This window comes from Comamonas sp. BIGb0152 (genome assembly GCF_024809975.1).
Classification (GTDB): Bacteria; Pseudomonadota; Gammaproteobacteria; order Burkholderiales; family Burkholderiaceae_C; genus Comamonas.
This window is the reverse complement of record NZ_JANUDY010000005.1, coordinates 1-21,504: the sequence shown is the minus strand read 5'-3', so window position 1 is coordinate 21,504 and position 21,504 is coordinate 1. Positions and strand designations below refer to the sequence as shown.

Here is a 21,504-nt window from a genome sequence, read left to right as displayed (position 1 = left end):
TAATCGATATGTGTGATGTGGCACGCAGCTTGCTTTGGACTTGTCATCCCCCACTCCTTGGAAAGGTCCTGTGATGCAAGCGTCTTCCGGTTTCTCCGTCTCCCGCCCCGCGCTCAAAAGCCTGGCTCTGGCTGTCACCCTGGCGCTGGGCGCTGGTGCCGCCATGGCCCAGGAAAAAGTGCTGCGCATTGCAATGACTGCGGGCGATATCCCGCGCACTTCAGGCCAGCCGGACCAGGGTTTTGAGGGCAACCGCTTCACCGGCATTCCGCTGTATGACGCGCTGACCCAGTGGGACCTGAGCAAGGCCGACAAGCCCAGCGAGCTGGTGCCGGGCCTGGCGCTGTCCTGGGAGGTGGATGCCAAGGACAAGACCAAGTGGCTGTTCAAGCTGCGCCCCGGTGTCAAGTTCCACGATGGCAGCGCCTTCACGGCCGATGCCGTGGTCTGGAACGTGAACAAGGTGCTGGACAAGGAGGCCGAGCAGTTTGACCCGGCCCAGGTGGGGGTGACTGCCTCGCGCATGCCCACGCTCAAGTCCGCCAAGAAGATCGATGACCTGACGGTGGAGCTGACCACCAGCGAGCCCGATTCCTTCTTGCCGATCAACCTGAGCAATCTGTTCATGGCCTCGCCCGCGCACTGGGCCAAGAAGCTGGCCGCAGTGCCGGCATCGGTCAGCGGCAAGGCCGAGCGCAGCAAGGCGGCCTGGACGGCGTTTGCCGCCGACCCTTCGGGCACCGGCCCTTTCAAGGGCGCGCGCCTGGTGCCGCGCGAGCGCTTTGAGATGGTCAAGAACACCGGCTACTGGGACCCCAAGCGCACGCCCACCATCGACAAGGTGGTGCTGCTGCCGCTGCCCGAGGCCAACTCGCGTACCGCTGCGCTGATGAGCGGCCAGGTGGACTGGATCGAGGCGCCGGCACCCGATGCAATGGATGCGATCAAGGCGCGGGGCTTCAAGGTGTATTCCAACCTGCAACCCCACATCTGGCCTTGGCAGTTTTCGTTTGTGGAAGGTTCGCCCTGGCTGGACAAGCGCGTGCGCCACGCTGCCAACCTGTGTGTGGACCGCGCCAGCATGAAGCAGTTGCTGAACGGCCAGATGGAGCCGGCGACCGGCATCTTTGAGCCCGGCCACCCCTGGCGCGGCAGCCCCAGCTTTCAGATCAAGTACGACGTGAAGGCCGCGCAGGCGCTGATGACGCAGGCGGGTTTTAGCGCCAGCAAGCCGATCAAGGTGAAGATCCAGACCTCCGCCTCGGGCTCGGGCCAGATGCAGCCTTTGCCGATGAACGAGTTCATCCAGCAAAACCTCAAGGAATGCTTCTTTGATGTGGAGTTTGATGTGGTGGAGTGGAACACGCTGTTCTCGGGCTGGCGCCTGGGCGCCAAGGACCCGGGTGCCAACAAGGCCAGCGCCACCAATGTGACGGCGGCCACCATGGACCCGTTCTTTGCGATGGTGCGCTTTGTCAGCACCAAGTCCTTCCCGCCGCTGTCCAACAACTGGGGCTTCTACAGCAACAAGGCGGTGGATGCCGTGGTGGACAAGGCCCGCACCACCTTTGATGCCAAGGAGCGCGACAAGGCGCTGGCCGAGCTGCACACCCTCGTGGTCGATGAGTCGCCCTTCCTGTTTGTGGCACACGATGTGGGCCCGCGCGCCATGTCGGCCAAGGTCGGCAACGTGGTGCAGCCCCAAAGCTGGTTCATCGATATCGCAACGATGACGATGAAGTAAGCCGGCTGCCCAAGGTGTGCAGACGGCGCCAAGACGCCGCTGCACACCCACCGCATGCCCTGCGCATGCCTCGTCAGTGCGACCCCGCATGGTCCGCTTCTCTCCCCACGAACCTCTGATCCGCCATGCTTGCCTACCTGTTCAGACGCATTGTCTACACCCTGCCCATCATGCTGGGCGTGGCCCTGCTGTGCTTTGCCCTGGTGCATATCGCCCCGGGCGACCCCTTGGTGTCGGTCTTGCCCGCCGATGCATCGGCCGAGCTGCAGGCCCAGATGCGCGAGCTGTATGGCTTTAACCGGCCGCTGCCCGAGCAGTTTCTGCGCTGGGTCTGGCGCGCGCTGCAAGGCGATCTGGGCCAGTCGATTGCCACCAGCCGGCCGGTGACGACCGAGGTGATGACAGCGGTGGTCAACACCTTGCGCCTGGCGGTGGTGGCCACCTTGATCGGCTTTGTGCTGGGCAGCCTGTTTGGTTTTGTGGCGGGTTACTTTCGCAACTCCTGGGTGGACCGCAGCTGCTCCATGCTGTCGATGCTGGGCGTCAGCGTGCCGCACTACTGGCTGGGCATGGTGATGGTCATCATCTTCTCGTCGCAGCTGATGTGGCTGCCTGCCACCGGCGCGGGGCCGGGCGGCTCGGGCGACTGGGCCTGGGACTGGGCGCATGTGCAGTTCATGATCCTGCCGGCCATCACCATGTCGGTGATCCCCATGGGCATCATCGCGCGCACCGTGCGCGCGCTGGTGGCCGAACTGCTGGACCAGGAGTTCATCCTGGGCCTCAAAGCCAAGGGCCTGGGCCACCTGGGCATCTTCCGCCATGTGCTCAAAAATGCGGCGCCTACGGCGCTGGCGGTGATGGGCCTGCAGCTGGGCTACCTGCTGGGCGGCTCCATCCTGATCGAGACCGTGTTCTCCTGGCCGGGCACCGGCTTTTTGCTCAACCAGGCCATCTTCCAGCGCGATCTGCCACTGCTGCAGGGCTCCATCCTGGTGCTGGCCGTGTTCTTTGTGCTGCTCAACCTCATCATCGATGTGGTGCAGACCCTGCTTGATCCCCGCATCGCCCGCTGAGCGCAGATTTCTGGAGGTTCCGTCCCTATGACCAGTCTTTCCCTTCCCGATGCAGCAGCGGCCCAGGTGCAGCCGCTGCCGGCCCAGCGCTCACGCGGCTATTGGTCCTCGGTGCTGCAGCGCCTGCTGCATGACCCGGTGGCGATGGGCGCTGCCGCCGTCATCGTGCTGCTGGTGGCGGTGGCGGTGTTCGCGCCCTGGATCACGCCAGCCGATCCCTACCTGGCCTCGATCCTCAAACGCCTCAAGCCGATTGGCACGGCAGGCCTGCCGCTGGGCAGCGATGAGCTGGGGCGCGACATGCTCTCGCGCCTGATGATGGGCGCGCGCCTGTCGCTGTTCATGGGCATCACCCCGGTGCTGCTGGCCTTTGTGATCGGCACGGGCATCGGCATTGTGGCCGGCTACGCCGGTGGCCGCACCAACACGGTGATCATGCGCACCATCGATGTGTTCTATGCCTTCCCCTCGGTGCTGCTGGCCATTGCGCTGTCGGGCGCGTTGGGCGCGGGCGTCTTCAACTCGCTGGTGTCGCTGACGATTGTCTTTATCCCGCAGATTGCCCGCGTGGCCGAGAGCGTGACGGCCCAGGCCCGCAACCGCGACTATGTGGAGGCGGCGCGCGCCACCGGTGCCAACGCCTTCACCATCGTGCGGGTGCATGTGCTGGGCAATGTGCTGGGGCCCATCTTTGTCTACGCCACCAGCCTGATTGCGGTGTCCATGATCCTGGCCTCGGGCCTGTCGTTTCTGGGCCTGGGCGTGAAGCCGCCCGAGCCCGAGTGGGGCCTGATGCTCAACACCTTGCGCACGGCGATCTACACCCAGCCCTGGGTGGCGGCCTTGCCGGGGCTGATGATTTTCATCACCTCCATCTCCTTCAATCTGCTCTCCGATGGCCTGCGCACGGCCATGGACAACAAGGGTTAAGCGATGCTCCAGTCTTCTTCTCTGGCCCCGGCTGCCACCCTGGCCGCCGATGTGGGCGGCCCGGCCCAGCCGCTGCTGACGGTGCGCGGTTTGACCAAGCATTTCCCGCTCAAGCAAGGCAAGCTGGTACGCGCGGTCGATGGCGTCGATTTTGAGGTGCTCAAGGGCGAGACCCTGGGCGTGGTGGGCGAGTCCGGCTGCGGCAAGTCGACCACGGCGCGCCTGTTGATGCACCTAATGGACCCGACCGCCGGCGAGCTGGTGTTCGACGGCCGCACGGTGGGATCGCGCGACCTGAGCCTCAAGGAATTCCGCCGCCAGGTGCAGATGGTGTTCCAGGACAGCTATGCCTCGCTCAACCCGCGCCTGACCATAGAGGACTCGATCGCCTTTGGCCCGCAGGTGCATGGCGTCTCGCGCAAGGAATCGGTGGCCCGCGCCCACCACTTGATGGACCGGGTGGGCCTGGCGCCGGCCCGCTTTGCCGAGCGCTACCCGCATGAGCTGTCGGGCGGCCAGCGCCAGCGCATCAACATTGCCCGCGCGCTGGCCTTGCAACCGCGCATGGTGATCCTGGACGAGGCGGTCTCGGCGCTCGACAAATCGGTGGAAGCCCAGGTGCTGAACCTGCTGGCTGATTTGAAGCGCGAGTTTGGCCTGACCTATGTCTTCATCAGCCACGACCTGGGCGTGGTGCACTACATCAGCGACCGGGTGATGGTGATGTACCTGGGCCAGGTGGCCGAGATTGGCCCGTCGGATGCGCTGTTTGCCGCGCCGGCCCACCCCTACACCAAGGCCTTGCTGTCGTCGGTGCCGTCGATGGACCCGAGCCACCGCACCCTGGTGGCACCGCTGGCGGGCGACCCGCCCAACCCCATCAACCCGCCCACGGGCTGCCGTTTTCACCCGCGCTGCCCCATGGCCGCGCCGGTCTGCGCCCAGGCCATGCCGGCCGTCACCCCGGTGCAGCTGCACCATGCCGCGCGCTGCCTGGTGCATGAGCCCGGCAGTGGCCACCCCCTGGCCGCCGCTGCGGCGCTGGCCGCCTGAACCCGGAGCACCCCGATGAACACAGTCTCTCCCCCACTGGTCCAGATCCAGGACCTGAATGTGCAGTTTGCCAGCGGCAAGAAAGTGGTCCAGGCCGTCAGCGGCGTGAGCCTGTCGGTCGCCAAGGGCGAAGCGGTGGCGCTGATTGGCGAATCAGGCTCCGGCAAGAGCGTGACCCTGCGCAGCCTGCTGCGCCTGCACCCCGAGCACAAGACCACCATCCAGGGCCAGATGCAGGTCGCGGGCCAGGATGTGCTGGCGCTGCGGGGCCGGGCACTGAACGACTTTCGTGGCAAGACCTGCGCGATGATTTTTCAGGACCCCTTGCTGGCGCTGGACCCGGTCTACCCGGTAGGCGCGCAGATTGTGGAAGCCATTCGCCGGCACGAGCGCGTGAGCCAGAGCCAGGCGCAGCAACGCGCGCTGGCGCTGTTTGAGCGGGTGCGCATTCCCAGCCCTGAGCAGCGCCTCAAGGCCTACCCGCATGAGATGTCGGGCGGCATGCGCCAGCGGGCCATGATTGCGCTGGCCTTGGCCTGCAACCCCCAGGTGCTGCTGGCCGACGAGCCCACCACGGCCCTGGATGCCACCGTGCAGATCCAGATCCTGCTGCTGCTGCGCGAGCTGCAGCGTGAGCTGGGCCTGGGCATTGTGTTTGTGACCCACGATATTGGCGCGGCGGTGGAAGTGGCCGACCGCATTGCGGTGATGTATGCCGGCCGGATTGTGGAAGAGGGCACGGCCGAGCAGCTCATCCGCAGCCCGCGCCACCCCTACACCATGGCCTTGCTGCAAAGCCGCTCGCATGGCGCAATGGAGCGCGGCCAGCCGCTGCAGACCATTGCCGGCGTGCCGCCGGATCTGACCGCCATCCCGCCGGGTTGCGCGTTTGCGCCGCGCTGCCCACTGGCGACGGCCGCATGCCTGCAAGCGGTGCCGGCACCGGTCACGCTGGCGCCTGGCCACCGGGCCCGCTGCGTGCACACTGCGGTATCGGCCGCGTATGCCCCCAACGTTCTGGCTGCGTAACAGCCCATCGTTCTTCTTTTGCTCTGCACTGACCCCACCATGCCCTTGCACGACCCTGCCCACGCCTTTGTTCCTTACCCCGATGTAGCGCTGCGCCACGCGGCCACCGGCCCGCTCAGCGGCCTGTACTTTGGGGTCAAGGATTTGTTCGACATCGCCGGCTACCCCACCGGCGGCGGCAACCCGCTGCTGCTGGCCCTGTCAGGCATCAAGACGCAGACGGCGCCCACGGTGCAAAAGCTGCTGGATGCGGGCGCGGCGCTGGCGGGCAAGACGGTGACCGATGAGCTGGCCTTCTCGATGAATGGCAACAACGCCCACTTTGGCGCGCCGATCAATGGCAGTGCGCCCGCGCGTATTACTGGCGGTTCCTCGTCGGGCTCGGCATCGGCGGTGTCCAACCGGCTGTGCGATTTTGCGCTGGGCACGGACACGGGCGGCTCGGTGCGCGCGCCGGCCAGCCACTGCGGCCTGTATGGCATACGGCCCACGCATGGCCGGGTGAGCCTGGAGTCAGCCCTGGCGCTGTGCCACAGCTTGGACACCTGCGGCTGGTTTGCCCGCGATGCGCATAGCTTTGCCCGCGTGGCCGATGTGCTGCTGGCGCCTGATGCCACGCCCCTGCCCGCCCGCCCGCGCCTGCTGATGCCCAGCGACGTCTGGGCCCTGGTGGACAGCGCCGTGCGCCCCGCCTGGGATGGCGCGCTGCAGCAGATCACGCAGCTGCTGGGCAGCGCGCAGGATTGCGAGGCCGTGCTCGATTCGTTTGATGCGATGTACTGGAGCTTTCGCTACATCCAGGGCCGCGAGGCCTGGATGACCGATGGCGCGTTTATCAGCCGCTATGCGCCGGTGCTGGGCCCGGGCGTGAAGGAGCGCTTTGACTGGTCGAGCCAGGTGACCGATGCCCAGGGGCAGAAGGCCGAGCAGTTCCGCGCGCGCTTCCGCCAGCATCTTGCCGATCTGCTGGGCAGTGATGGCGTGCTGGTGATGCCGACCATGCCCGATATTGCGCCGCTCCGCACTGCCGATGAGGCATCGCTGGAGGTCTACCGCAACCAGGCAGTGCAGATGCTGTGCCTAGCCGGGTTGGCGGGCTTTCCGCAGATCTCGTTGCCGCTGGCCAGCCGTGCTGGCGCGCCACTGGGTATATCGCTGCTGGGGCCGGCAGGCAGCGACCGCAGTTTGATCGCCATTGCGCAGCAGCTCGCCGCTGCTGCTTAGTGGGGTCAGGCTAGGTCAGCAGGCAGGCGGACCTGCAGGGGCGCGCTGATCGCTTCGCAACGGCAATCCAGCGCTTCGGCGCGCCGCTCGATGACGGCAAAATCGCCACCCTCGACTGCCAGCAAGGCATGGTGCCAGGTGCCGGGCGCCAGCACAATCCCTTGGCGGCCGTCGGTGACAAAGGCCTGCAGATCCTCAGCCTTTGGGGCCGGGCCGGCAGCGGCCACCACCACGACAAAGCGCTGGGTGCCGAGCGGAACAAAGCTCTGGCTGCCCAGTGCATGGCATTCCACCTCGGTCACCGCCAGCGGAAACTGCCGTGCCTGCGCACGAAACAGCGCCAGCATGGGCCAGCCGCCTTGGGCCGTCAGCTGCAGATCAGGCAGCAGGTCATAGCGCAGCGCATTGCCCTGGTTGATGGACTGGCTGGGCAAGCTGGGGTCGGCCAGGCCGATCACGGTGCCAAAGGCCGAGAAGTTCTGCGCGGTCAGAGGCCGGGCCTCCAGGATCAGCGCAGAGGGGTGGGCGTTGTGGGTCGTCATGGCCAGCTAGCTAGCAAGGACGGTGCCTGATCGCTGATGCGGCGACCGTCCCCTTTGAACAGCGGCTTCAGGCTCAAGGCTTGCCGTCCGCTTCGTGCTGCGCACCCTTGCTGTCGGTGATGACGGCGCCCATGCCGGCCGAGGGGTTCACGCTGCCGCCTTCGGCTGTCGTGCCGCCGTTGGATGCCTTGGGGTCATCGGCCGAGGCCAGCGGCACGGCGGGGGGCAAGGGATCGTGTTTGTCGGCCTTGGCGTGGGGCAGGACGGCGTGGCTGTCGATGATGGGCGCGTTGAACAGCGGCTTATCGGGCATGGGCTGGCGCGATGCGGCCACCGTGCCTGCTATGGGCTGCATGGGCCCGGGGCGCTGGTCACAGGCGCTGAGCAGGCTGGCGGTGGCAACAACGGCTGCCAGAGCGGCAAGACGGGTTGGAATGGCTGGCATGGGCTTCCCCTGGGGTGTGGTGGTATGAATCCGCCGATTGTCGCCGCAGTCGCGGCACCCAGGTGTCAGCCAATGGCGGAAATCAGCGTTCGCCCAGCAGCGCGAGGTAGGCATTGCGCGTCTCGGGCGACACGCTCTGGATGACCTGCTCATAGGTGGTCTGGTTGCGCAGCTGCATGCGCGCCGAGGCCACGGCCTTGGATTTGCAGTACCAGTGGCAGGTGTGCTGCATCAAATACATCTCGGCCAGCAGGGTGAAGGCGCGTTCCTTGGGGCTGCGGCCCGCAGTGTTGGCCACCACGCGGGCAATGCCATCGGCATGCAGGCGGATGGCGGTGCGCAGGTCAAAGGATTTGCTGCCGCCCTGGAACTTCTCGATCAGCTGCGAGAAGGGAAAGTAAAAGTTCTGGGTGCTGATCTTGAACGTGGCGCCATTGGCCGGCTCGGGCGCCTTGGCCAAGGTGTCGGCAAAGCTGCTGAACTGGCTGGCCAAGCTGTTTTCTACCGTTTGCTGCAGCTCCCAGATTTGCTGCTGGCGGCTGCTGTCCTTCTCGTCCAGTGCCCGCATATAGCTGCTGACCAGGCGCTCCATCAGCTTTTCGATGTCGTAATTACGCAAATATTGGGCCAACAAGGCGATGCGCTGCTTTTGGGCCTTGGCGCGCAGCACATAGCTCACGCCCAAGATGAGAACAACCAGCAGCATTAAATCCATGACAAATGAGGCCTTGCAGGGCCTATATAGCGCAAACGTTGGCCATTGTAGACCTTCGCTTTTGGCCCGGTGCGGCCGCCTGCCTGCATCTATGCGCAAACTGGAAATAGCTATACATCTTTTTCATAGTTCTAGTCGGCTACTGGAATACTTGATTTTGAGCCTGCGCCTAGAATGGTGAGTGCCTGTTCACGATCCCCCCGACTTCGGCCACGGAGATCGCCCAGGTTCCTAGGGAGAGATGCAGAGACTTTCTAGATGCACTGTTGAAACATGCATGCAGATGACAGCATGTTCCAGATATTTATCGTACCGAATGCTGCGTGATGCCGGAGACCGCCATGACTGAGAAGAATTCAACCCCCGCTGCCTTGGACAAACGCGCACTGCTGCGCCAGTCCGCACTGGAGTACCACCAGTTTCCCCGCCCCGGCAAGGTGGCGATTGCCGCGACCAAGCCCATGGCCAACCAGCATGACCTGGCGCTGGCGTACTCGCCCGGCGTGGCTGCACCTTGCGAAGAGATCGTCAAAGACCCGGCTGCGGCCTTCAAGTACACCAGCCGAGGCAATCTGGTGGCGGTGATCTCCAACGGCACGGCCGTTTTGGGTCTGGGCGATATCGGCGCGCTGGCCTCCAAGCCCGTGATGGAAGGCAAGGGCGTTCTGTTCAAGAAGTTTGCCGGCGTCGATGTATTTGACATAGAGATCGACGAAAAAGACCCCCAGAAGCTGGTAGATGTGATCGCCGCGCTGGAGCCAACCTTTGGCGCGATCAACCTCGAAGACATCAAGGCACCGGAGTGCTTCTTTGTCGAACGCGAGCTGCGCAAGCGCATGAAGATCCCGGTCTTCCACGACGACCAGCATGGCACGGCCATCACCGTGGCAGCGGCCATGGTGAACGCGCTCAAGGTGGCCAACAAGCGCCTGGACGAGGTCAAGCTGGTGGCATCGGGTGCGGGTGCAGCGGCGCTGGCCTGCCTGAACTTGCTGCTGGAGATCGGCCTCAAGCGCGAGAACGTCACCGTGACTGACATCGTGGGCGTGGTCTACAAAGGCCGTACCGAGTTGATGGACGAAGATAAGGCACTTTTCGCGCAAGAAACCGACAAGCGCACCTTGTCTCAGGTGATTGACGGTGCGGATGTGTTCCTCGGTCTGTCGGCGGGCGGCGTGCTCAAGCCGGATATGGTCAAGCGCATGGCAGCGCGCCCCATCATCTTTGCGCTGGCCAACCCCAACCCTGAGATCTCGCCCGAGGATGCCAAGGCCGTGCGCGACGACATCATCATGGCCACCGGCCGTTCGGACTACCCGAACCAGGTCAACAACGTGCTGTGCTTCCCCTACATCTTCCGGGGCGCGCTCGATTGTGGTGCGACGACGATCACCACCGAGATGGAAATCGCCGCCGTGCATGCGATTGCCGACCTGGCCCAGGCCGAGCAGACCGAAGAGGTGGCCAACGCCTACGCGGGCCAGGACCTGTCTTTTGGCCCGGAGTACCTGATTCCCAAGCCTTTTGATCCGCGTCTGATGATGAAGATTGCGCCGGCGGTGGCGCAGGCCGCAGCGGACTGCGGCGTGGCTGAGCGTCCTATCGAAGACATGGATGCCTACCGGGAGCACTTGCAGACCTTTGTCTACGCCTCCGGTACGGCGATGAAGCCGATCTTCATGGCGGCCAAGCGTGCGGCCAAAAAGCGCATTGCCTACGCCGAAGGCGAAGAAGAGCGCATCTTGCGTGCGGCCCAGATTGTGGTGGATGAGCGCGTGGCACGCCCCACCTTGATTGGCCGCCCGGCCATCATTGCCCAGCGCATCGAGAAGTTTGGCCTGCGCCTGAAGGAAGGCACGGACTACGACGTGGTCAACGTCGAGCATGACGAGCGCTACCGCGATTTCTGGCAGTCCTACCACCGCATGACCGAGCGCAAGGGCATCACCGTGCCCATCGCCAAAATCGAGATGCGCCGCCGCCTGACCCTGATTGGCTGCATGCTGCTGCACAAGGGCGAGGTCGATGGCCTGATCTGCGGCACCTGGAACAACACCGCCATCCACCTGCACTACATCGACCAGGTGATTGGCAAGCGCGCCGGCACGGCGACCTATGCCTGCATGAACGGCCTGCTGCTGCCCGAGCGCCAGGTGTTCCTGGTCGACACCCATGTGAACTACGACCCGACGGCCGAGCAACTGGCCGAGATCACCATCATGGCGGCCGAGGAGATGATGCGCTTTGGTATCAAGCCCAAGGCCGCGCTGCTGTCGCATTCGAACTTTGGCTCCAGCAACCAGCCTAGCGCTATCAAGATGCGCCAAACCCTGGAGCTGCTGCGCATCCAGGCCCCTTGGCTGGAAGTGGACGGCGAGATGCACGGCGATGTGGCCCTGGACCAGAAGCAGCGCGCCAGCATCATGCCCGAGAGCCCCCTGGTGGGCAACGCCAACCTGCTGGTGCTGCCCAATATCGATGCCGCCAATATCAGCTACAACCTGCTCAAGACGGCAGCCGGCGGCAATATCGCCATTGGCCCTATCTTGCTGGGTGCCGCCCAGCCGGTGCACATTTTGACCCCTAGCGCCACAGTGCGTCGCATTGTCAATATGACAGCGGTTGCCGTCGCTGATGCGAATTTTGCGCGATGATGAAGGCATTTGTAGCCAAATTGGCTTAAAACAGCTGCGCTTGCTGCCCTAAAATACCAAGGAGCCTGCTCAAATTTTGGGCAGGCTTCTTGCATTTTGGGGGGCAATCCGTCACACTCACCCGCTGAACTTTCGGAGCAGTCCGTCGTTCTGAAAGGTTTTGTAGATGCTAAATGCATGGGCTTTTCTTGCCCGCCAGTCTGTGAAGGCTGGTGTGGCCGCTGCGGTGATGGCCGTGGTGCCGCATGTTGCGCAGGCGCGTGACAGCCGGTCTGCCGTTTTTGACGGGCCGGAGGTGGCCCTCGCAGATTTGCCCGCCCAGGGGCGCAAAACCTATGCGCTGATACACAGCGGTGGCCCTTTCCCCTATGACAAAGACGGCTCGGTGTTCGCCAACCGCGAACGCAACCTGCCCAGGCACCAGCGCGGCTACTACCGGGAATACACGGTCAAGACGCCGGGTTCCCGCGATCGCGGGGCGCGCCGCATTATTTGTGGTGGCCAGGTCGTCACAATGCCCGATACTTGCTATTACACCCAAGATCACTACAGCAGCTTTCGACGCATTGTGAATTAGGCCGTCAGATTCCTCCTATGTCGCTTTTCCGCAAGAGATGTCTTGCGCAGAGTGATGTGCCAAGTCAACAATGCCCAATGAGCCCCAGGGATGGGGCATGGTTTTTAAAAAATGCTAATGGAAAGAGCAACGGAGATGGACACTCCACTTCGTCAGGTACAAGATACATCGCTGCGATTCGTGCGTCCCAACATCGTGCAGGCCATCCGCGCCTACCGGTTGGAAGACCTGCGCGATGCAGCCCATAACCTGGGACAGCATTTTTTGTACGCCAATCTGGCCCATGCCTTGTCCAAGGCCGATGTGCTGGAGCTGATTGGCATGCAGTTTTACTTTCCATCGCACTATGGCAAGAATTTTGATGCGCTGTTTGACTGCCTGACCGACCCCCTGCACAAGAGCGGCCCCCAGCCTGGCTTTGTGGTGGTGCTGGACCAGATCCCCACTGCGATGAAGTTTGACCGCGAAGCGCGCGAGCAGCTGCTGGATGTGTTCCGCGATGCGGCCGAGTACTGGGCCGAGCGCAAGGTGCCGTTTCGCTGCTTTTACTCTTTCCTCTGATCGGTTTTCCATGAAAAAACGCCCGGTTTTTACCGGGCGTTTTGCTTTGTGGGCTGAATGCTGCGCTGTGGAGGCTTGCGCTCAGGCTGTCTTGGGCCTCGCCGACAGGCTGGCGGCGAGCTGCTCGTACTCGGCCACCGGCACTTCTTCGGCGCGGCGCTGCGCATCAAAGTCGCCATTAAAGCCTTTCTCATCGAGCCACTTGCCCAGGGTGTTGCGCAAGATCTTGCGGCGTTGGCTGAAGGCCACGCGCACCAGCTCTTCGAGCAGCTTGGCATCGAGCTGGGCGGGCTGTTCGCGCGGGACCATGCGTACCACGGCGCTGTCGACCTTGGGCGGCGGGTCAAAGCTCTCAGGCGGCACAAAGAGTACGTTGGCCATCGCATAGCGCCACTGCAGCATGACGGTGAGGCGCCCGTAGTCTGAGGTGGCCGGCTTGGCCACCATGCGGTCGATCACCTCTTTTTGCAGCATGAAGTGCTGGTCTTCGACCACATCGACCTGGTCGAGCAGGTGGAACAGGATGGGGCTGGAGATGTTGTAGGGCAGGTTGCCGGCCACGCGCAGCTTGGCCACGCCCAGGCGCTGGGCCAGCGCGCGGAAATCCACTTTCAGCACATCGGACTCGACCACATCAAGCTGCGGGTGCGTGCGCAGGCGCACGGCCAGGTCGCGGTCGAGCTCGATGACGCTGAGCTTGCCCAGGCGTTCGACCAGGGGCTGGGTCAGCGCCATCAGGCCGGGTCCGATCTCCACCACCGTTTGGCCAGGCAAGGGGTTGATGGCGTCAACAATCGCGTCGATGACGGCGCGGTCGGTCAGAAAGTTCTGGCCAAAGCGTTTGCGGGGAATGTGTTTCATGCAATGACAAAGCGGTGCGAAAGCACCGCTCTTAGAGTTGGAGTCCCTGGGCCGATGATGGCACTGCCGCAGCGCCACAGCGCTGGGCAGGGTCATGCGGCACCGCAGCGGCCATGGCCGGGGAGAGATTACTGGGGAGGTTCGCGGTATTCCACGTAGGCACGTGCGCGGGCCTCTTGGGCCCAGGTGCTGAATGCCTGCTCCAGCTTGTTTTCGCGCACGATGGAGCGCACCATGTCGCGCTGCTCACGCTGGTTGAGCTTGGCCTCGCGGCGCTCGAGCAGCTGGATCAGGTGGATGCCGAAACGGCTGGCGATTGGCGGGCTGATCTCGCCGGGTTGCAGCGCGTTGAGCGCTTCTTCGAATTCGGGCACGAACTTGCGCGGGCTGGCCCAGCCCAGGTCGCCGCCTTCCTTGGCGCTGCCGTCTTCCGAGTAGCGGCGTGCCAGGTCATCAAAAGTGTCCTGCTGGGCCAGCACGCGGCGGCGGTAGTCTTCGAGGCGTTCGACGGCCTGGGCCTCGCTCAGCTGGGCGCTGGGGCGCAGCAGAATGTGGCGTGCATGGCTTTGGGTGACGATGGCCGGCACTTCGCCGCTGCTCTTTTCCAGCACCTTGAGGATGTGGAAGCCTGCGGGCGAGCGCACCGGGCCGGCAATGCTGCCCACGGCGGTGGACTGGGTGGCCTTGACGAACAGCTCGGGGTAGCGGTCAGCCGGGCGCAGGCCCATGGGGCCACCGCCCTTGCCGTCGGGCACGTCGGAGAACTCGGCCACGGCGGCCTGGAAGTCTTCGCCAGCGCGGATCTTGTCGGCCGCCTGCTGGGCCTTGGCCTGCAGCTGCTTGACCTGCGCTTCGCTGGCGTTTTCCGGCACGGTGACCAGGATGTGGCCCAGGTTGAGCTGGGTGACCGCATTGGCCATGCCGGCCTTGGCCTTTTGCTCGCGCAGGTACTGGTCGATGTCGAGGTCGCTCACGCGGACCTTGGAGTCGACTTCCGCCTCGCGCAGTTTTTGGATGACCAGCTGCTTTTTCAGATCGGCGCGGAACTGCGTCTCGCTGATGCCTTCGCGCACCAGGCGGGCGCGCAGCTCGGTCATGGTCATGCTGTTTTGGCGGGCCACGGACTCTTCGGCCTGCTGCACGGCAAAGCTGTCGACCTGGAGGTTGCGCTCGGCGGCCATCTGCAGCTGGATCTTTTGCCCAATCAGCATCTCCAGTGCCTGGCGGCGCAGGGTGTCGGCCGGCATGTTGCTGGCTTCGGCCTGGGCGCGCAGGCGTTCGACCTGCTGCTGCACCTCGACATTGGTGACCGGCTCGGAATTGACGACCGCGACAATGAAGTCCGCGGAGCGCGGGGCTGCCGGTGCGGCGGCGGCTGTGGCAGCAGCGGCGGCAGGGACTCGCATACCAGCGCGGGCCTTGTCGTTGCTAGCCTTGAAGCCTTGCGCCGCGCTGGCGCCGGCCAGCAAAGCCAGGCCGCAGGCCACGCTCAAAGAGAGGATGCGTTGTTTCATGGTCAGGGAATGCTTCAATCGTAATTGCTGAAACGGCTGGGCACCGCAGAGCCGTTGCTGCTGGACAGGGACTGGTAGCCGGGCACGTTTTCGCGCATGCTGGCCAGCGGGTCCGCGCCCAGGGTGAGTTTGGTCAGGCCGGTAAATTCCATCTGGAACAGCAGCTTGGTGTTGGACTGCACCAGCGAGTTCTGCAAGCGCTGGAGCACGATACGGCTGCTCCAGCAGCATCCGGCGTATTCCACACCGACCACAGAGTCCACCAGTTTCTTGTCGCGCATGCTGTAGTTCAGGCGGCCCACAGTGTACCAGCGGCCTTCGCCCTTGGCCTTTTTGCCGCCGGAGCCAAAGATTTCATCGACGGGCCACTGCCAGCCCAGGTCCATCTGCTCGCTGTTCTGTGCCTGGTAGCGGTAGGCCAGCGCCAGGGTTTTGTAGTCGCCGGGTTTGTAGCGTGCCTGCATGGTCGAGCGCACCGAGCGGCCGCTGTCCGGGTTGAACTGCACCGTGGTGTCAAAGCCCCACTTGGGCGTCCAGTTGATCCCCGCGCCCAGCATGATGTCTGACCAGCGCTCGTTGACCGGGCTGGCATTGGGCATGACCACCTGCTGGTCAGAAAAGCGCAGGCGCTGGGCGATGCCAAAGCGGGCGGCCTCCATGCCGGTGTCGGCATCGAGAAAGCGCGTGGTGGCGCCCACGGTCAGCATGTTGTTGTCGGCGATGCGGTCATAGCCGCTGAACGAGTTCGAGCTGAAGATGGTCGCAAAGCTGAAATCATAGGGCGCCGTGTCGTAGACGGGCACCATGCTCTGGTCGCGGTAGGGCGTGTAGGTGTAGAAGGCGCGCGGCTCCAGCGTCTGGATCAGGTTGCGGCCAAACAGGCGCGTGCTGCGCTCAAAGGTCAGGCCGCTGTCCAGGCTGACGGTGGGCACGGTGATGCTGGCGCTGTTGACGGTCGCGAAGCGCGAGTTGTCAAAGTTGTAGTGGCGCGTGTTGAGCATCAGCTTGGGCGTGATGTAGCCCTGCGGCGCAATAAAGGGCCGGCTGATCTCTGCCTGGATATAGCCACGGTCGGCATTGGGCTGGTTGAGCAGGGTGGAATCGGCGCGGAAGCGCGTGGCATCGGCCTCGATCGAGGCCTCCAGCCCCAGGGGCAGGTCTTGCGGCGTGTAGCGGTACTGCAGCTGGGGCATGCGGTCGTACGGCGGCACGATGGGCGAGAGCGGGTCCTGCAGGGTCTGCCACTGCTGGGCGCGCAGCAGCAGGCTGTGGTCGTCGCGCGACCAGCTGGCCGATGCCTCGCTGTTGAGCAAACGCTCGTTGAGCTTGTAGCTGTTGCCCTGGAAGTCGCGCCAGTAGTCCGAGTCGCTGACCCGCTTGGCATTGATGTTCAGCCCCAGTCCGCCGATGGGCGTGTCGATGCTGCCGTTGTGCAGCCACAGCCAGGACCAGCGGTCGCGGTCGCGCAGGCGGTCGCCCGGCATGTACAGGCCCGCCAGGGTGCCGCTGTAGGTGGGCTCCAGGTAGCGGAACTCACCACCCAGCGCCAGGCCGCGCTTGACCATGGCCGTCGGCGTGATGGTGGCATCGCGGTTGGGCGCAATGTTCCAGTAGTAGGGCTGGGCGTAGGTAAAGCCGCTGTCGCTGTCGAGCGACATGGTGGGCGGCAGCAGGCCCGATTTGCGCTTTTCCGACAGCGGAAAGCTCATCTTGGGGATGGGGATGATCGGCACGCCCTTGAATTCGAGCACGCCGTTCTCGGCCACGCCGACTTCTTCGAGGTTGTCGATGCTGATTTTTTCAGCACGGATGATCCAGTCGGGCTGCCAGCTGGCCTCATCGTTGCGCTGGCAGGTGGTGTAGGTGCCTTCGTGGATCACCGAGCGCTCACGGTCGATGAAATCCACCCGGGAAGCCACGCCATAGCCATTGTTGGGCAGCAGGCGGTAGTTGGCGTCCTTGAAAAAGCCTTCGTTGGAGTCCAGCTGCATCTGCAGCTCGCTGCCGTCAAACACGCTGCCTGCGCGGTTGATGTGCACATTGCCATCGGCATAGGCCGTGTTGCTGGGCTCGTAAAAGCGCAGGCGGTCGGCGCGGATCATGGTGTCGGCCCGGCGCAGGCTGGCATTGCCGGTGACCGTGGTCATGTCCGCCGTCTGGCCCGTCAGTTCATCGCCTTCAAGGAACACCGGCATCTTGCCGCGCTGCTCCGAACTCAGGCTTTCCTGCAGGCGGGGGCTGGAGCGCAAGACCAGACCGGCTTCATCGCTGTCAGCGGGTGTCTGGGCCAGCACGAGCGCCGGCGACGCCCAGAGCATGGCCATGCAAAGCCGGGCAATGGTGGTCGGAGAAAAGCGAGCGGGGCTGCGGGGCAAGGTGTTCGTCGCGCGCGCACGCCCGGCGCAGGCGAGGCCTGCAGGGCGGGGCGAAGCGGGCGCCACATCGGTTAAAGCGTGAATATCCATGGAAAATAGCCACTGTCCTGTGCATCTGCGGTGCATACCTGCACACGGATCTGGATCTGCGCCCCGGCCGGGCGGCAGGGCTTTGTAGAATCTGCATTATCCATGAGCCATCCTATTTCCCCCATGCCTGACCCTATTGCTGCAACATCTGTAGCGCCCGCCATGACTGAAAACACCGCGCAATCTTTACAGGCCGTTACCCCAGTGGTCTGGGCCGATGCGGCCCGCGCTGCCCAGTTTGGCACCTGGTTGGCAGCCACATCGGCCAGCCATGGGCTGCTGCCGGAGACGGTTCGCCTGGCCTCGGCCGATGCCAGCTTTCGCCGCTACCTGCGCGTTGACGACAGCCAGGGCGGCACACGCATCATCATGGATGCGCCGCCGGACCAGGAAAACAGCGAGTCTTTTGTCAAAGTGCAGGCGCTGCTGGCGCAGGCCGGGCTGAATGCCCCGCAGGTGCAGGCATGGGATGCCCCGCATGGCTTCATGCTGCTGTCCGATCTGGGCACGCAGACGGTGATTGAAAAGCTCCAGCCGCCCGATTCCCAGGCGGCTTACGCGTGGTACATGCAGGCGGTGGATATTCTGGTGGACTGGCAAAAGGCCTCGCGCGAAGGCGTGCTGCCCGTGTATGACGAGGCCATCCTGCGCCGCGAGCTGCAGCTTTTCCCCGACTGGTACATCGCCCAGCACCGCCAGGTGCAGCTGAACGACAAGCAGCAAGCGGTGCTCAAGACCGCGTTTGATGCCATCGTGGCGCAGAACCTGTCTGTGCCGCGCGTGTTTGTGCACCGCGACTTCATGATGCGCAACCTGATGGTGCCCACCACGGAAGGCGCGCCGCTGGGCGTGCTCGACTTCCAGGACGCCCTCTACGGCCCCATCACCTATGACATTGCCAGCCTGATGCGCGATGCCTTCATCACCTGGGAAGAGGATTTTGTCGTCGACATCACCATCCGCTACTGGGACAAGGCGCGCAAGGCCGGCCTGCTGGGTGCGGACAGCCCCTCGGGCTTTGGCGCCGATTTTGGCGATTTCTACCGCGCGGTGGAATGGATGGGCATACAGCGCCACCTGAAGGTGGCCGGCATCTTTGCCCGCCTGACCCTGCGCGACGGCAAGCCCCGCTACCTGGCCGATGCGCCGCGCTTTTTGCACTACATCCGCTCCACCGCATCGCGCTACCGCGAGCTGGTGCCGCTGATGCGCCTGATCCACGAGGTGGAAGGCATTGAGGAGCAAGGCGGCTGGATGATGGGCCGGGGTTGAGGCTTTGATGCGCCTGAAACCCAGCCACTCCCAGCAGTCAACTTCTACGTACCGCCATGCCCCGTTTTTATTGCCCCGTTGAGCTGCGCGTAGGCGCTGCGCTGGATCTGCCTGCCGAGGCCGCGCGCCATGTGCAGGTGTTTCGCATGCAGCCCGGCGAGCACATCACCCTGTTCAACGGCGAGGCCGGCAGGCCCGCCGGTGAATATGACGCCTCCATCGTGCAAATGGGCCGCAGCCATGTGACCGTGCAAGTGGAGAGCCACACCGCCATCGAGCGCGAAGCCGCGCGCGCCGTGCACCTGCTGGCCGGCATTACCGCCGGTGATCGCATGGAATGGCTGGTAGAAAAAGCGACCGAGCTGGGCGTGGCCAGCATCACGCCGCTGGAGGCGGAGCGCTCGGTCACCCGCCTCAAAGGCGACCGCGCCACCAAGCGCCAGGAGCGCTGGCAAGCGATTGCCGCCAGCGCCTGCGAGCAATGCGGCCGCAACCAGGTGCCACGCATCCATGCCCCCATGGACCTGGCGCAATGGATCAAGGCTGGCGGCTTGGCCGATGCGCAGCGCCTGGTGCTGTCCTTGGCTGAAGGCACGCAGCCATTGGCCCAGGCGGTGCTGCAGGCAGCCAGCCAGCCACTCGTCTTTCTGTCCGGCCCGGAAGGCGGCTTGTCGCCCGCCGAAGAAGCGCTGGCACGCGGCAACGGCTTTGCGCCGGTCACCCTCGGCCCGCGCGTGCTGCGGGCTGAGACGGCGCCACTGGCAGCTTTGGGTTACCTGGCGGCGCTTTGAGTAAATGATCAGAAATTGCAATGTTCTGCAGTAAATTAACTAAAAGGTCAATGTTGACTTGTTGTTAATGAGAATTTGCCATCAGTCGTTGATGTTATATGTGCCGAACTCAATATATAAATCACCTTCTGCAATGTCTGACTGGTGACTTTGTGAGTTATATAACTCACCTAAGGTTTTGATATTTATTTTGTGGTTTGAGATGTCGATGTCAACTATAAAATCATTTGGGGTAAATCCTAAAGGTTTTATGGAGTAGTCTGTCACATCAAAAAATTCTATTACGCAATTGTCTATGTCAATAGATTCACCAGTGATCCAATGCTTGGTTTCAAAAATAGATATGCTGTCAAATTCAATAGATATTTTTTTGACTAGGGTTTCAAAAATTAATTTGGTTATAGTTCGGTCGCCTAAGTAAATTTTTTGCTTGTCATTGAGTATCATTTTAAGATTTATTCTGTTTCTCAGGCGAGGGTTGTTTGATGTGATGAGTATTTTAAATGAGTTCAATTTATTGATTCATCTGACGATCCTTGGTATTGCAAGCATCATGTGTTTGATCGAACCCCAGATTTGAAGATCTTATCAATAAAGATGTTGTTTTTTATGTCATTGTCTTTATTCATTTCGTGCAGTGTGGAATTTATTATTTTTTCTTTGTAATTTTAATTTTATTAAAAATAAAAAAGAACAATATTAATATATTTACAAAAGAAAATGTTTCGATATAAATTTTGTATTTTGAATATGGGGCTGTCATGAAAATCACACTGCGTAAAGAGACGCAAATTATCAGTACGCATAGTGACTGAATCCGTTCTTTTGCTTTTAATCTAAGTAGTATGAGTATTGCAGCCCAGAGAAATGCCATTAATGTAAGAGTTGCGGAATACAGTATCGTTACGTCACCTGAGGCATAAGCGTAAGCAGGGGATATTGCGAAAACGAGAATTAATTTGTTCCGGATTATTTTCTTAGTCGCATGGGCATGAGAATCCATTTATGTCTCCTTTTTGAAATGCTTCCCATGCTTTTTGGGTAACTCTAAATAAAGCGCTGTTTTGATCGGGTAAGGTCACTTCTTTAGCTACATGAGCAATCTTCTCGGATTCTGTTTCGTCGCCTCTCCACTCCTGAAAACCTGAGTGAGCAGGAGACGTTGCATCTTGAATTGCGTGCAGTGCGGCTCCGAAGTGAAAAAATGCAGCATCCATGTTTCCTGCTGATTTTGCATTTAGCGCTTTCTGTGCTTGTTCCTTTATATATTTGTTGGTTGCTTCGCATGCTTGCGCTTTTGATTGGCCAGGACTTCTCATCGCATGCATATGCGTAAATTCTAACGTTTGATGTTGTGCGCTGTCAGCCCAAACATGTCCTCTAGCCACTGCAGATAGTTGTGATTGTGTGATTTCTTTTCCAAAAACTAAATAGCCTGCTCTTTGGTGCACATAAGCACCCCATTGAGAGGCCCATAAGCCCAATGGATCGACTGACGTTATAGGGTTTTTGGGATAATTTGTCAGATTCACCCCGCCCCTAAAACCAATCGGATCTTGATTGACATACTGGCTGATACACGAGTCGTAATACCGATACCGGTTGTAATAAAGCCCCGTCTTCCCATCCGCATGCTGCCCCGGCAGCCGAATCGGCTGGTACAAGTCTCCCGGGTTATGCTCTGCCCGCACATTGCCCCAAGCGTCCAACTGAACTGCCCAGTCCAGCCGGCTGTCTTCCCGGATCAGAGCATTGGGCGTTCCCAGGTGGTCGCAGAGGTAGTGGCGGATCTCGACTTTTTGTGCAGCTTCTTTGCGTTGGTCGCTCAACGTTTGCTCGTACTCCTGCAGCTGCTCGCGCATAAAGATCTGCACATCCTTGGACATGGACTTAAAGGCGATGTTCTGGGGCAGAGTGGTGCTGAGTGCTTTGATATCTGCCAGGGCGCTGCGCAAGGCGTCTTGCACCACGCCTGGTGAGGTGTTGGCCAGCAGTGCATCGCCCAGGTCTGGCGCGGCTTTGGTGGCTCTGCGCAGCTGGATGAGTGGGGT

The 21,504-nt window shown here is 62.2% G+C and carries 19 protein-coding genes; 11 read left to right on the top strand and 8 right to left on the bottom strand.

The features are described from left to right. Positions 1 to 73 precede the first annotated feature (73 nt). The 6 genes from M2375_RS11100 (at position 74) to M2375_RS11075 (ending at position 7,056) form a co-directional block, all read left to right on the top strand. Positions 74 to 1,744, top strand: coding sequence for an ABC transporter substrate-binding protein (locus tag M2375_RS11100; RefSeq protein WP_259166198.1), 1,671 nt, complete (start codon positions 74 to 76; stop codon positions 1,742 to 1,744). A gap of 125 nt (positions 1,745 to 1,869) precedes the next feature. Further along, positions 1,870 to 2,820, top strand: a complete 951-nt coding sequence (locus tag M2375_RS11095; RefSeq protein ID WP_182326245.1) for an ABC transporter permease — start codon at positions 1,870 to 1,872, stop codon at positions 2,818 to 2,820. Between the two features lie 27 nt (positions 2,821 to 2,847). After that, entirely contained in the window at positions 2,848 to 3,750 is a 903-nt protein-coding gene (locus M2375_RS11090) for an ABC transporter permease (protein ID WP_259166196.1), read from the top strand. Positions 3,751 to 3,753: 3 nt separating this feature from the next. Continuing rightward, positions 3,754 to 4,803 (top strand): ABC transporter ATP-binding protein, encoded by a 1,050-nt coding sequence (locus tag M2375_RS11085; protein ID WP_259166180.1) that lies wholly within the window; start codon positions 3,754 to 3,756, stop codon positions 4,801 to 4,803. Between the two features lie 15 nt (positions 4,804 to 4,818). After that, positions 4,819 to 5,832: an ABC transporter ATP-binding protein gene (locus M2375_RS11080; RefSeq protein WP_259166177.1), complete on the top strand. Its 1,014-nt coding sequence runs from the start codon at positions 4,819 to 4,821 to the stop codon at positions 5,830 to 5,832. 39 nt (positions 5,833 to 5,871) lie between these two features. Then, positions 5,872 to 7,056: an amidase gene (locus M2375_RS11075; RefSeq protein WP_259166175.1), complete on the top strand. Its 1,185-nt coding sequence runs from the start codon at positions 5,872 to 5,874 to the stop codon at positions 7,054 to 7,056. Positions 7,057 to 7,061: 5 nt separating this feature from the next. On the opposite strand, the gene M2375_RS11070 is transcribed toward M2375_RS11075, so the two are convergent. From M2375_RS11070 to M2375_RS11060, 3 genes are all read right to left on the bottom strand, one after another. After that, positions 7,062 to 7,598: an ureidoglycolate lyase gene (locus M2375_RS11070; RefSeq protein ID WP_259166174.1), complete on the bottom strand. Its 537-nt coding sequence runs from the start codon at positions 7,596 to 7,598 to the stop codon at positions 7,062 to 7,064. Positions 7,599 to 7,671: 73 nt separating this feature from the next. After that, a complete protein-coding gene (locus M2375_RS11065) occupies positions 7,672 to 8,043 on the bottom strand; it encodes a hypothetical protein (RefSeq protein ID WP_259166172.1) in 372 nt (123 codons plus the stop codon). An 82-nt stretch (positions 8,044 to 8,125) separates the two neighbouring features. Next, positions 8,126 to 8,758: a hypothetical protein gene (locus tag M2375_RS11060; protein ID WP_259166169.1), complete on the bottom strand. Its 633-nt coding sequence runs from the start codon at positions 8,756 to 8,758 to the stop codon at positions 8,126 to 8,128. 341 nt (positions 8,759 to 9,099) lie between these two features. Here M2375_RS11060 and M2375_RS11055 point away from each other — a divergent pair, with 341 nt between their 5' ends. From M2375_RS11055 to M2375_RS11045, 3 genes are all read left to right on the top strand, one after another. Then, positions 9,100 to 11,412: an NADP-dependent malic enzyme gene (locus M2375_RS11055; protein WP_259166153.1), complete on the top strand. Its 2,313-nt coding sequence runs from the start codon at positions 9,100 to 9,102 to the stop codon at positions 11,410 to 11,412. Positions 11,413 to 11,578: 166 nt separating this feature from the next. Beyond that, entirely contained in the window at positions 11,579 to 11,989 is a 411-nt protein-coding gene (locus tag M2375_RS11050) for a ribonuclease domain-containing protein (RefSeq protein WP_259166148.1), read from the top strand. Between the two features lie 135 nt (positions 11,990 to 12,124). Continuing rightward, positions 12,125 to 12,550, top strand: a complete 426-nt coding sequence (locus M2375_RS11045; RefSeq protein ID WP_259166147.1) for a barstar family protein — start codon at positions 12,125 to 12,127, stop codon at positions 12,548 to 12,550. Positions 12,551 to 12,631: 81 nt separating this feature from the next. Here the strand turns inward: M2375_RS11045 and rsmA are convergent, their stop codons facing one another. The 3 genes from rsmA to M2375_RS11030 all read right to left on the bottom strand — a co-directional run bounded on the left by rsmA (position 12,632) and on the right by M2375_RS11030 (position 17,390). Beyond that, positions 12,632 to 13,411, bottom strand: a complete 780-nt coding sequence (gene rsmA, locus M2375_RS11040; RefSeq protein ID WP_259166145.1) for a 16S rRNA (adenine(1518)-N(6)/adenine(1519)-N(6))-dimethyltransferase RsmA — start codon at positions 13,409 to 13,411, stop codon at positions 12,632 to 12,634. A 128-nt stretch (positions 13,412 to 13,539) separates the two neighbouring features. After that, entirely contained in the window at positions 13,540 to 14,925 is a 1,386-nt protein-coding gene (locus tag M2375_RS11035) for a peptidylprolyl isomerase (RefSeq protein WP_259166143.1), read from the bottom strand. A gap of 14 nt (positions 14,926 to 14,939) precedes the next feature. Continuing rightward, on the bottom strand, positions 14,940 to 17,390 hold the full coding sequence (locus M2375_RS11030) for an LPS-assembly protein LptD (protein ID WP_259166131.1): 2,451 nt from the start codon (positions 17,388 to 17,390) through the stop codon (positions 14,940 to 14,942). 162 nt (positions 17,391 to 17,552) lie between these two features. On the opposite strand from M2375_RS11030, the gene M2375_RS11025 reads away from it, so the two are divergent. Together M2375_RS11025 and M2375_RS11020 are read left to right on the top strand one after the other, a co-directional pair. After that, a complete protein-coding gene (locus tag M2375_RS11025; RefSeq protein WP_259166128.1) occupies positions 17,553 to 18,662 on the top strand; it encodes an aminoglycoside phosphotransferase family protein in 1,110 nt (369 codons plus the stop codon). Between the two features lie 56 nt (positions 18,663 to 18,718). Then, positions 18,719 to 19,453, top strand: coding sequence for a 16S rRNA (uracil(1498)-N(3))-methyltransferase (locus M2375_RS11020; RefSeq protein WP_259166111.1), 735 nt, complete (start codon positions 18,719 to 18,721; stop codon positions 19,451 to 19,453). 81 nt (positions 19,454 to 19,534) lie between these two features. Here M2375_RS11020 and M2375_RS11015 read toward each other — a convergent pair whose 3' ends face one another. Together M2375_RS11015 and M2375_RS11010 are read right to left on the bottom strand one after the other, a co-directional pair. Then, positions 19,535 to 19,900, bottom strand: coding sequence for a DUF6258 family protein (locus tag M2375_RS11015; RefSeq protein WP_259166108.1), 366 nt, complete (start codon positions 19,898 to 19,900; stop codon positions 19,535 to 19,537). A 530-nt stretch (positions 19,901 to 20,430) separates the two neighbouring features. Next, the coding region (locus M2375_RS11010; protein WP_259166106.1) for an RHS repeat-associated core domain-containing protein at positions 20,431 to 21,504 on the bottom strand (1,074 nt) is incomplete at its 5' end.